Origin of the sequence: Halomonas stenophila (genome assembly GCF_014192275.1) — a bacterium.
Taxonomy (GTDB): domain Bacteria; phylum Pseudomonadota; class Gammaproteobacteria; order Pseudomonadales; family Halomonadaceae; genus Halomonas; species Halomonas stenophila.
This window is the reverse complement of sequence record NZ_JACHXR010000005.1, coordinates 188,742-202,389: the sequence shown is the minus strand read 5'-3', so window position 1 is coordinate 202,389 and position 13,648 is coordinate 188,742. Positions and strand designations below refer to the sequence as shown.

Sequence of the window (13,648 nt, the reverse complement as noted above, 5' to 3'; positions counted from 1 at the left end):
TTCGGTCGGGTGACCTTCAGAGGGTGGCCGTCATCCCCCGGCCTGGCAACCGTTCAGACGGTATGCGGCGCCCTGGCCGGTCGCCACCAGGCCACCAGCAGGCCGACCAGGGTGGAGGCGAGCAGCGCCCCGAGGAAGGGCGGCAGCGTCGGCACGCCGCCGGGGAAGCTCGCCGCCAGCAGGCCCGCCACGAGGCTGCCGCTGGCCAGCCAGCCCGGCAGCACGGCCCCGGCGAGGCCGGCCACGCCGCCGGCCAGGGCCGCGGCGGCGCTCATCCGCGGCCACAGGCCCAGCAGCACCGGCACCACGATGGCGGCGCACAGCAGGTCGGCGATCAGGAACAGCCGCAGCACCGAGAGCCCCTGCAGGGCGATGACCACCACCGGCACCATCAGCGCCACCGTGACCCAGCGCGCCACCGGCAGGGACAGGCCCCGCCGGCCGGCGCCGGCCACCACCAGGGAGGCGATGCCGTTCTGCAGGGTATCCACGCTGGAGGCGACCAGGGTCACCGCCAGCACCAGCGCCGGCAACGCCAGCCAGTCCGGCGCCCCGGCCAGCAGCGCGAAGAAGGGAATCGGCGGCTCGCCCAGCGCGAGCCCGCTCATGGCGGCGAGGATGCCGAGGCCGCCGACCACCGCCACCACCAGCACGGTCATGGCGCCGCCCAGCCAGGCGCCCCGGCCCAGCGCCCGGGCGTCCCGGGCCGCCCAGACCCGTTGCCAGTAGCCCTGGTGGAAGAGGTTCGCCGCGGTGACGGCGATCACCAGGGTCAGGGCCACCGACAGGGCATCGACGGCGGGAATCGACGGCATCGCGGCCTCCGCCGGCAGCGCCGGCAGGCGGACCAGGGCCACCCCGCCGACCACGGCCAGCAGCGCCAGCAGCAGCCAGGCCTGCCAGCGATCGGTGGCGAGGCTCGCCCGCAGGCCGCCCAGCGCCGTGTAGAGCAGCGTGGCCAGGGCCACCCCGAACACCACCAGCGCGGGCGGCACCTCGGAGAGCAGCCCGGTGATGGCACCGATGGCGGTGAGCTCGGCGGCCAGGAAGCAGGCCATGTAGAGGATCGATACCAGCGACACCCAGCGCCGCACCCCGGCCCCGAAGCAGGCCTCGGCGTACTCGCCGATGCTGCGGCCCTCCGGCAGGCGCCGGCGGATGGCCGGCCCGAACAGGCCCAGCACGATGAACGGCAGGGCCGAGCCGATGGCGTAGCCGGCCAGGGCCACGGGGCCCACGAAGGCGCCGATCTCCGGCGGGGCGAAGAGGATCCAGGCGCCCATGCCGGAGGCCAGGAAGGACAGGCCGAGGGTCGAGGCCGTCTGGGAGTTGCGGGCGGTGACGTAATCGTCGAGGGGCCCGTCGGCGCGCCGCGCCCGCAGGCCCAGCACGGTGAAACACAGCAGCGCCGCGCCAAGCACGGCTGACGTCAGGTAAGGCATGTCGCGCTTCCTCCGCCGGCATGAACCGGATCAGGTTCCAGGGTCAGCGCCGAGCGCTCTCTCAGCCCCCGCCGGATGCAATATCCGGGCGAGCGGGACTCCCCTGGCGACAGTGAATGAATTGTGTTGGTGAACGCGATATCGGCCGATATCGCGTTCGCACACCAGCATGACACAGCAGGGTCCGATTTCGAACGACCAGTCGTCCGGAAACCGCCATGCCCTGCTGCGAAGCCAGGGAACACGCCCTCGGGCTTCCGCACCGGATATTCGCCGAGCCCCACACCGCCTTCGACAACCGGGTCAGCGAACGCCTGCTGCACCTGCGGGTAGCCCTCGAGGCGCTGGTCGGCCAGCCCATGGCAGATGGCCGGCTGCTCCTGCGGGTGATCCACGGTTGGGAGAACGGCGGCTTCGCCCCCGGGAGCTGTGACACCGCAACCATTGCCTGGACGTCCTCGCCTCCATGCGCCTCGTCGCTGGGAGCTACCACCAGGCCGCCGCCCCCTCCCCCTGCTGCTCCGGGATGCCACCTCGTTGGCCGAGCCCTGGCAAAGGCATCGCCGAGTTCCGGGGCCAGCCAGCCTATCGACGGGGCGACCCGAGAGAGCCCGGCCCACTGGCTGGCCTCCCCGCGGGCTCACCCTCTTCACCTTCTTCTAGGTCTACCACCGCCTGACCTACGACGAGGATGACGCCTACCGCTCGATCCGTTGCGAGACGCCCGAGGGCCTCCGTGAGGTCCATGAATTCCATCTAGAGCGAGTTCGCGATCGTGGTGCCCACCGAGGGAGAGGACGGCCAGAGCGTGCTGATCCTGCACGAGAGCCAGTTGGAGCCGGTGCTAGAGTTGCTGGAGGAGCGCCGTGCTCAGAACGAGTGAGACACCCGAGTCATTGCCCCCGCGGCACTCGTCCCATCAGGGAAATCCGTCCCAAAAGGGCAAAACAACGCTCTACAGCGTTGAGTACGGCAGAAGTCAGATACGCCATGTCGCTCCTCCTCTCGCCGACTTGTCCCGGATCAGGTTCCAAGGTCGGCCCGTATGGCACTCTCAGCCTCGTGTGACGCGTTCGGCGGGAATCCTCTGGCGATAGGGGATGAACGTGGGTCTCGAGCCTCAAGCCGAAGGCCACCTGCTAGGTGTGACCTAGACTCTCCCAAGATGATATAACAGCGATAAAAGCTAGAGAGATTATCCTCGCAGGGAGAATCAATGCTGATTTATAAAGCAAAAGAGCACGCCCATGGGCGGTTGCATCTGATCGCAGCCGCCCCCTACCCCGCCTTCGATGACCAGATCACCAAGTGTGAACTCCATCCGAAGGTTGCCCTTCGGGCTGTAATGCGCAAGCTCATGGTTGGCAGCTATCTTGCAATCCAAATGATCCACAATGGGGTGAGCAGCGGCTCTGGGCCCGCCTTCCCAACACACCACGATCGCCACGCTCCCCTCTGGACAACGGAAAATAGGTACATGATCCACTCGTCCTCATAGAGGCGGAGAGCACTCCTGCCATCCGTAATACGTCCTATCAGAAAGAGCTCGGAGCATGGAGGAGCCAGTGAAGAAACTGAACCCTTTACTCCGCGTGGCGGTGATCGCCGGCGTCGAGACAGCAGTCAAACTACACATACAGCGGGGTGATGATCTCGACGCACGCGACAAGAATGGAGCCACACCCTTGATGCTCGCCGCAGCCCGGAAGAAGAAACGGGTCGTGCATTTGCTCTTGGCAGCTGGCGCAAGATCAACGCTGCTTGACCTCAAGGGAAAGAGCGCCTTGGAGCACGCAAAAAAAGGGGGATGTACTGAATGCATCGCATTGCTGAGCGAGTCATTGGAAGCCTTTCGTGTGACGAATAAGGTCGATTCGGCTGCCCAGGCCCCGTCAACAGAGATGGCTGATGAACCAACGGCGGAAGATGGCTCGTCTGGAGAAAGGGAGTCGATGCTCGATAGAGTGGAAGAAGCAGCAGCCGTCTCGGCACCTTACCCCGAGGGCTCAGCATTTACAGTTGAGGAACAATCTGCCCCCATTGCACCTGAACCTACCACTCCGAAAGCAGATGAGGTTAACGCGAGAAATGCTCGACTCAAACCGTTCACCGAGGCAGACGAGCCCTCCGACAGCCTTGATCTAGTTGCCCAGCCGATCAACGTCGGATTTGAGGATAATTGGGAGGAGGAGCCGGAGGCTCCCCCCCCCGAGAGTGACGAAAGAGTACATGAAGAGACCCATTCTCTAGAAGCCGCGTCTGGCGAAGGCGAATCGAGGTTCGATGAGTTGAAGGTGCCGAGGGGGATCGCCGAACCATGCCCGGTAGTTTTGGCACTCAAAGTCGAGTACAAGGATACCCCCGAAGCACTTGCCACTCACGGGTCAGATAAGGTTTACGCGAAGCCTCCTCTCCCGCTCGTCAAACCCGAACCTGTCGACGAGGTGGACGCCCCCCCGGCCACTCTTTCTCCAGGTGACGAGCCGCCCGACCCCGGATTCGGAGACTCCTGTGAGGTAGGGTCCGAGGCTGTCACTTCCGATTGCGACGAAACCATAGCCAATGAGGCACGTGTTCCAAGGGCTTCGCCCAGCACTAGTGACTCGAGACTCGACGAACCAGTGGAGTCGACGGCCATCGTCGGCCCGTCCTCCATGAGTTCGACCATAAAAATCGAGAAACAGGACGCCTCCGTCGAGCCTACTAGCCCTAGAGACAATGAAGTTCTCACGAAGAATTATCGCCCGTTCGTCAGCCACGAGTCTGTCGTCAAGGGGAAAGAGGCCTCTAATGCCATCGATCTAGATGTTGATACACTTGACTTCGGATTTGAGGACGACTGGGAGGAAGAACCCGAGGCAGTCGCCCCTGAGGGTAACAAGGCCGTAGCTGAAGATATCCGTGTCCTGCACGAGGCGATCGGTAGACACAAGGCGATAGACAGCGACGAGGACTGGGATGATATCGACCTATTTCTTCCCAACAGAGCCCCTCCATTTATCCGAAATAGCGGAAAGAATGGAGCCCTCCGCGATCTGTTATTCCGAGCCCTTCGAGAGGGCTCAGTACCCGAAGATACCCTGACAAAGGCCTGCCTGAAGAAGGATAATTCGCACGACGAGGAAGCCGAGAGGCTTCTAACATTCGTCCTAGGTGATCTCGGAGCAGTGATCGACAACGTGCTTGATATGGGAGAACCTCCATTTCTCGGCGACCCAACCATCGACGAGGAATACGAACTTTCTGAAGCCTACGATTTTGCGGAGGATCTCGCCTCAGGAAAGAATGAACCCTTGCGGTTCTACGTCAAGAGTCTCAAGGGAAAACTGCTTGATGCAGAAGAAGAGATCTCATTGGCGCGTACAATAGAGGAGGCTAACACCGACGCGCTGGAGGCTCTTTCTTGCTGGCCCTCGGGTCTAGCATCCGTGTTCGAAGCCGCAGACAGGGTGGCCCGCGGAGAGGCCGACGTAGAGATGTTCAGCTCCGGACCCGAACCCTCTGAAGAGTGCGAGGCGAACTTGGTGGATGTAAGGATGGACGACGAGAGTGAATACGTCGAACTAGACCCGGCTGCAGCGAGATTCGTTACCGCAATCTCCGAAGCAAAATCCTTAGGTAACGATTCACAACGAATTCGCTCTTCCTTAGCCACTGCCGCTCTTTCCCAAGACTTTCTGATCGAACTTGCTAAAAATACAGAAGAAGACTCAAACGGCGCGGACTTCGCCTTTGCGCTTCAGCGTCAGTCCACCGCACGAGAGCGAATGATCCTCTCAAACCTACGCCTAGCCTTCTCAATCGCCAAGAAATACAGGTGGTCAGGGTTACCGTTCGACGATCTTGTGCAAGAAGGTAATATTGGACTCATGAAGGCCGTCGAGCGATATGACTGGCGCAAGGGCTTCCGCTTCTCTACATATGCAACTTGGTGGATTCGTCAGCAGATCACACGTGCGATCGCCGATAAGGAGCGGGTCGTTAGAGTGCCCGTGCATCTCCATGCTGACGCTAGAAAAATCCTACGCGAGCGAAAGGAATTTGAAGATAGGACAGGGCATCCAGAGGCTGAGAAAGAAACATCCCGTAGAACAGGTATTCCGCTGGATAAGGTAAGGTTTCTCTTGAATACTTTTGCGGACATAGCCTCCTTGGACGATACCAACCACGATCTTTGGCTCTCTCCGCTCGAGTCCCTGCCTGATTCCAAGCCTTCAGATCCAGCTCTTGCTGTTGAGGCTACCTCCCTGAGGACGACTCTGCTATATATGATCAGAGAGCTCGATGAGCGATCTGAAAAGGTCATTACTCTTCGCTTCGGACTTGAAGGAGAGGAGGCCATGACCTTGGAGGAGGTCGGGCGCGGATTCGACGTCACCCGCGAACGGATCCGACAGATAGAGTCAAAGGCCCTGAAAAAGCTTTCTAGTCCGTCCAGGAAAGAAAAGTTATCTGTATACATGGGCGAAGACTTTGAGTTCCCCTCTCCGGCGCCGACGGTCCCCCGCGAGTCCCCAGCACCCCCGAGTGCGAGAAAAACGGCTCGGAAAGTAGCTCCACCCCCTCCGACTCCGACTGCTCCCCACGAGCCCTCGGAAGCTCCGAGCTCGAGAAAAGCTACCCGGGAAGTAGTAGAGGTGCCCCTGCTGCGCCAAAGCACGTTCAGGGCCACTCCGCAATCGCATGAGAAGCCAACTTCGTCCAAGTCCCCCGCTGAGGCCATTTCTGCCCGTCACGAGGAGGAGCTGTCCTTCCTCCTCGAGGAAGCACGGGCCATGGGCTTGAGTGTAGAAGACTCCCGTTCCGAAGGTGGGCAAGTTCTCGTTTCGCTGCCGGCACAGCCCGACGTTCAGGTTCGCAAGATCATCCGCAGGATGACGGCCGCTGGTTTCACACTCCTTTTCGGAACTACTTACATCAGATGAGCGAACGAACCCGACACGCACCACCTCGAGCCGGCGCGATGCTGGAGGCCCTCCGGGGCCTCGGATACTCGACTGCAGCAGCCTTGGCGGATGTGATCGATAACAGCGTGTCCGCAGGGGCATCCGAAGTTCGAGTGAGATTCGACTGGGACGGAGTGCATAGCCGAATCTCTATTCTAGACAACGGCCAAGGTATGGACGATGCCGAACTCGAGACAGCGATGACGCTTGGCGCAAGAAGCCCTCTCGACGAACGCATGCCAACCGATCTCGGTCGCTTCGGGATGGGCTTGAAGACCGCTTCCTTCTCACAGTGCCGCTGCCTCACCGTTGCATCCAGAAGAAGAGATGCCCTCGTTGCTTGTCTGCGTTGGGATCTAGACGCTATCGCCGCCTCGCCTGACGATGACTGGAGAATGTTCGAGGGACCGGCCCGGGGCTCTGAATCTAATATTGATCAGGTTGACTCGCTTAGTTCTGGAACGCTCGTCCTCTGGGAAAATCTGGACCGGATTGTCACTCCTGGCTACAAACTCGATCACTTCGCAAACTTAGTGGACAGCGTTGAGCAGCGATTGGCCATAGTGTTTCACCGGCTAATCGAAGGTCCAAATCCGGCTTTTCGACTATTCATCAATGACAAGCCAGTGAATCCTTGGGACCCCTTCATGTCGGGACACCCAGCGAAGCCATGGCAATCGCCTATTGCACGAATACTCACACCTTCTGGTGCCGTCGAGGTACAGTGCCACGTCCTGCCGCACAAGGACCGGCTATCTGACGATGACTTTCGCAGGGCGGGTGGTCCAGAGGGTTGGACGTCTCATCAGGGTTTCTATGTCTATAGGAACCACCGCCTGTTGCTCGCAGGGGGATGGCTTGGCCTCGGACAGGGCAAGGCATGGAATCGTGAGGAGTCTCACCGACTAGCCCGAATTCGCCTTGATATACCAAACACTGCCGATGCCGACTGGAAGATCGACGTCAAAAAGTCGACGGCTCGCCCTCCGGTAACCGTGCGTCCATGGCTCACAAAGCTTGCCGAGGATACGAGGGAACGAGCCAGAAAGGTCTTCGCCTTTCGCGGCGAATCAAGGCCAGGTCCTAGTGGTGTGCAGGTTGAGCAGGCGTGGCGGGTTGAACGGCTACGAGACGGCGTGCGCTACCGCATTGATGAAGAGCATCCCGCAGTAGCCGCTGTGATCGAGGCCGTCGGCGATCAAGCCAACCTTGTTCGGGCAATGCTGAGAGTCGTCGAGGAGACAGTTCCAGTACAGCGGATTTGGCTCGACACCGCCGAGAGCAAGGACACGCCAAGAACCGGTTTCTCGGGCGAGACCGAGGAGGCACCAGAAGGCGTATGCAAGGTTCTCCTTACTCTCTATCGCGATATGACTGAACGCAGGGGCATGAGCTCCGAAGCCGCGGTCCGGGCCCTTTCGTCTACCGACCCATTTCACAACTATCCGACCATCGTAGCCTCCTTGCCAGAGATGGATGGGAACTAAGAAAGGACTTTAAATTGACTGATCAAAAAGACAAGTTATTTCAACGCGTTGTGAGCGTAGCACAAACACTTTTGGCAGATGCCAAGGAGCAGGGGGCGGTGACGCCGGGCCTGATTGCCAACCAGGTTGAGATTGCCGCAGGAGTGATAGCTAATGATGCCGAGATTGATAAGAATGCAGTTGTGGCCGAGTTGATCCGTCGATTCAGCTTGTGGATCGGCAAGGACACGACCTTGTCTGACAACAAGGATCACATGGCTTGGCTGACAGCGGCAAGAAGGAGAGACTGGCGGTATTGGCAACGCTATGAATCAATGCTGGAGTCGCGGCTGTCCTTGAAGGCCGTCGAAGCCTTGGACGAGTCTACCGATCATATACTCGGGCTACTCGAAGATCCTACGAGGGAAGGGAGATGGGATCGCCGAGGCCTCGTTGTCGGGCACGTCCAATCTGGAAAGACCGGCAACTACACTGGCCTCGTGTGCAAGGCGGCGGACGCTGGCTACAAGATTATCATCGTCTTGGCGGGGCTTCACAACAATCTTCGATCCCAGACCCAGATTCGCCTAGAAGAAGGTTTTCTGGGCTACGAGACCTCGTCCAAGGGAGACTCCGTCAAGGCTATCGGAGTCGGGGATATCGATAGTGACGTCGAAATCCGACCGAACTGCGCTACCAACCGTGCGAACAACGGGGATTTCAGCACGAAAGTTGCCAAGCATTACGCTATCACTCCCGAGCAGAGGCCTTGGCTCTTCGTTGTCAAGAAGAACAAGACTGTCCTCGAGCGTCTCTTGAAGTGGATACGGAACCACGTCGCCGACACGAAGGACACGGATGGGCGCCCCCTTGTATCCAACCTTCCGCTTCTATTAATCGATGATGAGGCGGATCATGCCTCGGTGGATACCGGGGAGCAGCTCTTCAACCCCGATGGAACACCTGACGACGATCACCAACCGAAGGCCATCAACAGCCGCATCCGTAAGATTCTTCATTCTTTCGCAAAGAAAGCCTATGTCGGCTATACCGCAACACCGTTTGCCAACATCTTTATCCACCGGCGTAATGTGACTAAAGATGAAGGACCGGATCTATTTCCCCAGTCCTTCATCATCAACCTTTCCGCCCCTTCCAACTACGTAGGGCCCACCCGAGTGTTCGGACTTCGCTCACAAGAGGGCAGGGTAGGAGGGCTTCCGCTTTCACGTGAGGTTGACGATCACATCGACGCGGAAGGAACCGGCGGTTGGATGCCGCCCAAACACCCCAAGGATCACGTCCCCCTTCAGGATGGGAAGGACGAGACTCCACCGTCACTTCGAGAGGCCGTCGGAGCGTTTGTGCTTGCCTGCGCAGTCAGGAAACTGCGTGGGCAGGGGAGCAAGCACTCGTCAATGCTCATCCACGTGACGCGCTATAACCTCGTCCAAGAGGAGGTGCGACGTCAGGTCGAGGAACTTGTCAAACGTTTCAGGCAAAGGATTGAGCGGGGATTCGAACGCGAGTCCTTGATCGCCGAGTGGCATGACCTGTGGGAGAAAGACTTCATTCCGACTTCAGAGATTCTTGGGTGCGAACTCGCGGACGCAGTGACAGAGTGTACGCTACCAGACTGGGATGAAGTTATTGGCGTTCTTCATGAAGTTTTAAGAGACATTGGGGTAAGGGCAATAAATGGAACAGCAAAGGACGCGCTCGACTATGCAGAAAACGAGGAAACCGGGCTGAAGGTCATCGCCATAGGTGGTGACAAGCTTGCCCGGGGTCTGACGCTCGAAGGCCTTTGTATCAGCTACTTCGTCCGCACCACTAAAATGTACGACACATTGATGCAGATGGGCCGGTGGTTCGGCTATCGTCCTGGCTATATCGACCTCTGTCGACTATACACCACATCCGATCTCGTTGATTGGTTCGGCCATATCGCTGACGCTGCCGAGGAATTGCGGCAAGAGTTCGACCATATGGCTGCGGTCGGGGCGACTCCTTGGGAATATGGGCTAAAGGTTGAGTCTCACCCTGTACTCCTCGTTACTTCGCCGTTGAAGATGCGGACAGCGAAGACCCTGTCTCTCTCCTATAGCGGCAGCCTAGTACAGACTGTCTCGTTCCTGAACGACAGTGAGTCCTTGGAAAGGAACCTAGTCGCAACAACAACCTTGGTGACAACCATGGGCGAGCCGAGCGAAAAGGGACCAAGGCGACAGAGGGGCGGTGAAGAGGATGTTTGGAAAAGGTCGCATCTTTGGAAGAAAGTTTCTTCCGAGACAGTTCTTGACTTTCTTAGATCCTACCGGACACCCCCAGGAGCTGACAGAGCCAACAGCGATGTAATCGTAGATTTTGTCTCCCAGATGAACCAAGTCGGCGAACTTCATGAGTGGAACGTCGCCTTTCTAGCTGAGGGAAAAACAGGGGAGCCTTTCGACTTTTCTTCATCCGTGTCCGTTTCCTCACTCCCCTCTCGAACCGACAAGGGAGTGAGTGGGAGATACACGATCGGTGTGTTGACGGATCCTGTGGACGAGGCGATTGACCTTATTCAGAGTGAATGGTTGGCGGCTTTGACCGCAACGCGCAAGGAGTGGAAGCCTGACCCTGCACGGAACAGAGTCACTGAACCCAAGCGGCCTAGTGGGCAGAAAATCCGCGAGCAAAGAGGTAAAGGTCTGGTAGACGCGCCCTCGCCATCCCGCCGGGCCCTCCTCATGATTTATCCTCTGTCACCCGATGGGGCAGGCAAGGCTGTCGAAAGCTGGAACAAACCGATCATCGGTTTCGCCATCAGTTTCCCGTCGAGCGAGGCGGGCATCAAGGTCAACTATAAGGTTGATCATCGCTTCTGGGAGAATGAGTATGGCCCGTCCGATTGAAGAATTTGTCGCCGCCTGGGACGCTCTGTCTAGCAAGGAGAGCAGTTCCGATGGGTGGCGTGGCATTTCCATCGCTCCTGTCGGCCCTTGCGAACTCCTTGCCGCTCGCAGCTTTCCAGGGAACGAGGAGGCTCTACTTGCACGGTTCCCGACTGCTCGACTAGCACCGTCCGAGCTCCTTCCCGAGGGCAAGGGGTTTGAAGTCGTAAGAGCCGATCCGAGTGGCGATGGGAAGACTTGGATTGCCCTGTCTCGCAAGGAGTCCGGCAGCCCCGAACTGTTCGCCGAGATGGTCGGCGATGTGGCCGGTGCAATGGACAGCGAAGTTGCCCAGGGGGAGGAACAGGTTCTCAGAACCATGCTCCGCAGAGTGCGAATGTGGCAGCAATTCATGTCACGCGGCTCCCAGCCCCTAGGTCCAGAAGCGGAATTAGGCCTAGCCGGAGAACTCTCGTTCATAGCGTTGCTGCTCGACGCAGGCATCACGACTGAATCAGTCTTGGAAGGGTGGGTCGGTCCGGACGATGCCCCTCAAGACTTCGTCTTGGGGGATGGGGCGATCGAGGTCAAGGCCACACTGTCCTCTACTGGCTTCCCTGCCAAGATAGGCTCGCTTGAACAGTTGGACGACGCTACGGTTTCGCCGCTCTTCCTTGCAGCTTTACGCTTCACACATGGGGAGGATGGCTTGTCTCTGTCCGAAATTATTTCAGAACTGGAACATCGGCTGGCCGGAGAGCCTAACGCGATTACCTTCTTGCATGAGAGGCTCCTGACTGCTGGTTACGTCAAATCGCACGACTTAGCCTATACCCGGCGCTTCGAGATGCAAGAACTCCGGGTATACAAGATTGTTGAGGGCTTCCCGAGGCTAACATTCGGCTCGATGCCCGATGGCGTGTACCGAGCCGTTTATGAAATAGATTTAGATCGTGCGAAGGACTGTCTTGCTGACTTTCACGTAGCCCTTCGATCGCTTGGAGTAATTAAATGACCCTTGAAGAGTTTCTTGAAGAGACGCGGGCAGAAGTGGCAGCCCAGATGAGTGAAGGCTCCCCTTTCGCCGAACTTGTCTTCTCTGAGGTGGTGATGGAGCATCTGGCCGAGGCCGGTATGACCTTCGAGCCGAACAGCTGTCATTTCGAGAGTCGAGTGGGTAGAGCAAATCTTCGACTTAGTGGCTACGCCATGTCGGAGGATGCTGATCAGCTCGATCTCTTCGTCAGCCTTTACGAGGGCTTCGAATCCCTAACGCCTCTCCCTGACCAAGCCGCCAAGACAGCAGCCGCCCAGTGCGTTCGCTTCCTGGAGCTCTGTGCGGCGGGCCGTCTCGCGGAGAAACTCGATCCATCGAGTGATGTTTATTCTCTTGCGCTGACAATTCGGGAAATCTATGACGAGCTCGAGCAGATTCGCATCTACGTACTTACGGACGGTGTCGTCAAGTCCAAGAGCTTCAAAGCTAGAGACGTAGGCGGTAAATCTGTCAGACTTGAGGTAATGGACATTGAGCGCCTGTTTCGTCACCGATCCGAGGGTAAGCCACGCGATGAATTGGTAGTTAACTTCGAGGAGCTGTCAGGCTCGGCACTACCCTGCGTCTTCGTCCCTGGGGAGACCGAGGACTATGATTATGCTTTGACTGCAATTCCTGGCGAGGCCATGAGATTCGTCTACGAGAAGTTTGGCCCCCGTCTACTGGAAGCCAACGTCCGTTCCTTCTTGAGCGTTAGGGCCAAGGGTGTGAATGCAGGGATCCAGAACACGCTCAGGACTGCTCCGGAGCGGTTCATGGCCTATAATAATGGAATAGTGCTCGTGGCCGACGAGATGAAGCTCGCCCGGACTTCAGACGGCTCCCCGGGAATCATCTGGCTACGAGGCATGCAGATCGTCAATGGTGGGCAAACGACCGCATCCATCTACTTTGCCAAGAAAAAATATGCTTCAACTGATCTGAGCAAGGTCCGCATACCGGCCAAGATCATCGTGATGAGGGAGGTGGAGCAGGCTGATGAAGAGGCCTTGGTCGCAAATATCTCGCGCTATGCTAACAGCCAGAATTCGGTCCGGCAGTCCGATCTTTCGGCCAATAAGCCCTTCCACGTTGATGTCGAGCGTCTATCCCTAACAGTTTACTGCCCCGACGGTACGGGCCGTTGGTTCTACGAGCGTGCTACTGGCAGCTACAACACTCTGCTTTCCCGAGAGGGTACGACTCCAGCGAAACGGCGGGCGTTGAGAGCGTCGGTGCCTCCCTCGCGAAAGATCACAAAGACTGATCTTGCGAAATACCTAATGGCTTGGGATATCAAGCCAGATATCGTTAGTCTCGGTGCGCAGAAGTGCTTCAGCCGGTTTATGTCAGAACTTTCGGACGCTGAGGCAGAAAATTCCATCGCGACTTTAGATCCTGCCTTCTTCAAAGCACTAGTTGCAAAGGCAATTGTGTACAAAGCGACCCACAAGACTGTCCGCCCTCTAGTCTCTGCATTCTTGGCGAATGTGGCCGCCTACACAGTTTCAGTGGTCGCTAATTCATACGGCCATTCCTTTGACCTCGAAAGGGTCTGGAACAGACAGGGTGTCTCCCCACAGTTCCTCGAGCAGGTGGAAATTTGGGCCCACGAGGTCAATGATCGGTTACACGAGACGGCTAACGGCAAGATGATCTCAGAATGGGCCAAGCGTCCGGAGTGCAAAGCGGCGATGTTCTCTCGCTCATTCTCTCCACCCTCGGTTGAAATTCCCGAGGCCCGACGGGGGTCGGCTTGACCGGCGTCAACAACCTGTAGCCAACTGATATCAAATCCTGAGCAATGGCACCAACGTGGAAGACCTCGTCCTCAAAGCTTTCTTCAGGGCGAGGTTCTAATTCAGATGCCACATCTGAACCT

The 13,648-nt window shown here is 58.2% G+C and carries 7 protein-coding genes and 1 riboswitch; of the genes, 6 read left to right on the top strand and 1 reads right to left on the bottom strand.

The annotated features are described in order from the left end of the window. Positions 1 to 53: 53 nt before the first annotated feature. On the bottom strand, positions 54 to 1,442 hold the full coding sequence (locus tag FHR97_RS11015; protein ID WP_183383857.1) for an SLC5/6 family protein: 1,389 nt from the start codon (positions 1,440 to 1,442) through the stop codon (positions 54 to 56). After that, positions 1,432 to 1,557, bottom strand: a riboswitch (TPP riboswitch). Its footprint overlaps the gene before it by 11 nt. Positions 1,558 to 2,658: 1,101 nt before the next feature. Between FHR97_RS11015 and FHR97_RS11010 the strand changes: the two genes are divergently transcribed. The 6 genes from FHR97_RS11010 to FHR97_RS10985 are packed head-to-tail and all read left to right on the top strand — an operon-like array spanning position 2,659 to position 13,526. Further along, the gene (locus FHR97_RS11010; RefSeq protein ID WP_183383856.1) at positions 2,659 to 2,940 is read left to right on the top strand and encodes a hypothetical protein; all 282 of its coding nucleotides are present in this window, start codon (positions 2,659 to 2,661) and stop codon (positions 2,938 to 2,940) included. Between the two features lie 55 nt (positions 2,941 to 2,995). Next, the gene (locus FHR97_RS11005) at positions 2,996 to 6,367 is read left to right on the top strand and encodes a sigma-70 family RNA polymerase sigma factor (RefSeq protein ID WP_221187770.1); all 3,372 of its coding nucleotides are present in this window, start codon (positions 2,996 to 2,998) and stop codon (positions 6,365 to 6,367) included. A 38-nt stretch (positions 6,368 to 6,405) separates the two neighbouring features. After that, positions 6,406 to 7,875: an ATP-binding protein gene (locus FHR97_RS11000; RefSeq protein ID WP_183383854.1), complete on the top strand. Its 1,470-nt coding sequence runs from the start codon at positions 6,406 to 6,408 to the stop codon at positions 7,873 to 7,875. 14 nt (positions 7,876 to 7,889) lie between these two features. Then, positions 7,890 to 10,751 carry a Z1 domain-containing protein gene (locus tag FHR97_RS10995; RefSeq protein ID WP_183383853.1) on the top strand — a complete coding sequence of 954 codons (2,862 nt, stop codon included), beginning with the start codon at positions 7,890 to 7,892 and terminating at the stop codon, positions 10,749 to 10,751. Next, on the top strand, positions 10,735 to 11,745 hold the full coding sequence (locus FHR97_RS10990; RefSeq protein WP_183383852.1) for a PD-(D/E)XK motif protein: 1,011 nt from the start codon (positions 10,735 to 10,737) through the stop codon (positions 11,743 to 11,745). Before FHR97_RS10995 ends, FHR97_RS10990 begins: the two co-directional genes overlap by 17 nt. Then, positions 11,742 to 13,526: an AIPR family protein gene (locus tag FHR97_RS10985; RefSeq protein WP_183383851.1), complete on the top strand. Its 1,785-nt coding sequence runs from the start codon at positions 11,742 to 11,744 to the stop codon at positions 13,524 to 13,526. Before FHR97_RS10990 ends, FHR97_RS10985 begins: the two co-directional genes overlap by 4 nt. The last annotated feature ends 122 nt before the right edge of the window (positions 13,527 to 13,648 follow it).

What these genes read in the sequence shown, in the direction of transcription:
- FHR97_RS11010 (WP_183383856.1), top strand. Translation starts at nt 2,659, where the DNA reads ATGCTGATTTATAAAGCAAAAGAGCACGCCCATGGGCGGTTGCATCTG.
- FHR97_RS10985 (WP_183383851.1), top strand. Translation starts at nt 11,742, where the DNA reads ATGACCCTTGAAGAGTTTCTTGAAGAGACGCGGGCAGAAGTGGCAGCC.
- FHR97_RS11000 (WP_183383854.1), top strand. Translation starts at nt 6,406, where the DNA reads ATGCTGGAGGCCCTCCGGGGCCTCGGATACTCGACTGCAGCAGCCTTG.
- FHR97_RS10990 (WP_183383852.1), top strand. Translation starts at nt 10,735, where the DNA reads ATGGCCCGTCCGATTGAAGAATTTGTCGCCGCCTGGGACGCTCTGTCT.
- FHR97_RS11015 (WP_183383857.1), bottom strand. Translation starts at nt 1,442, where the DNA reads ATGCCTTACCTGACGTCAGCCGTGCTTGGCGCGGCGCTGCTGTGTTTC.
- FHR97_RS11005 (WP_221187770.1), top strand. Translation starts at nt 2,996, where the DNA reads ATGGAGGAGCCAGTGAAGAAACTGAACCCTTTACTCCGCGTGGCGGTG.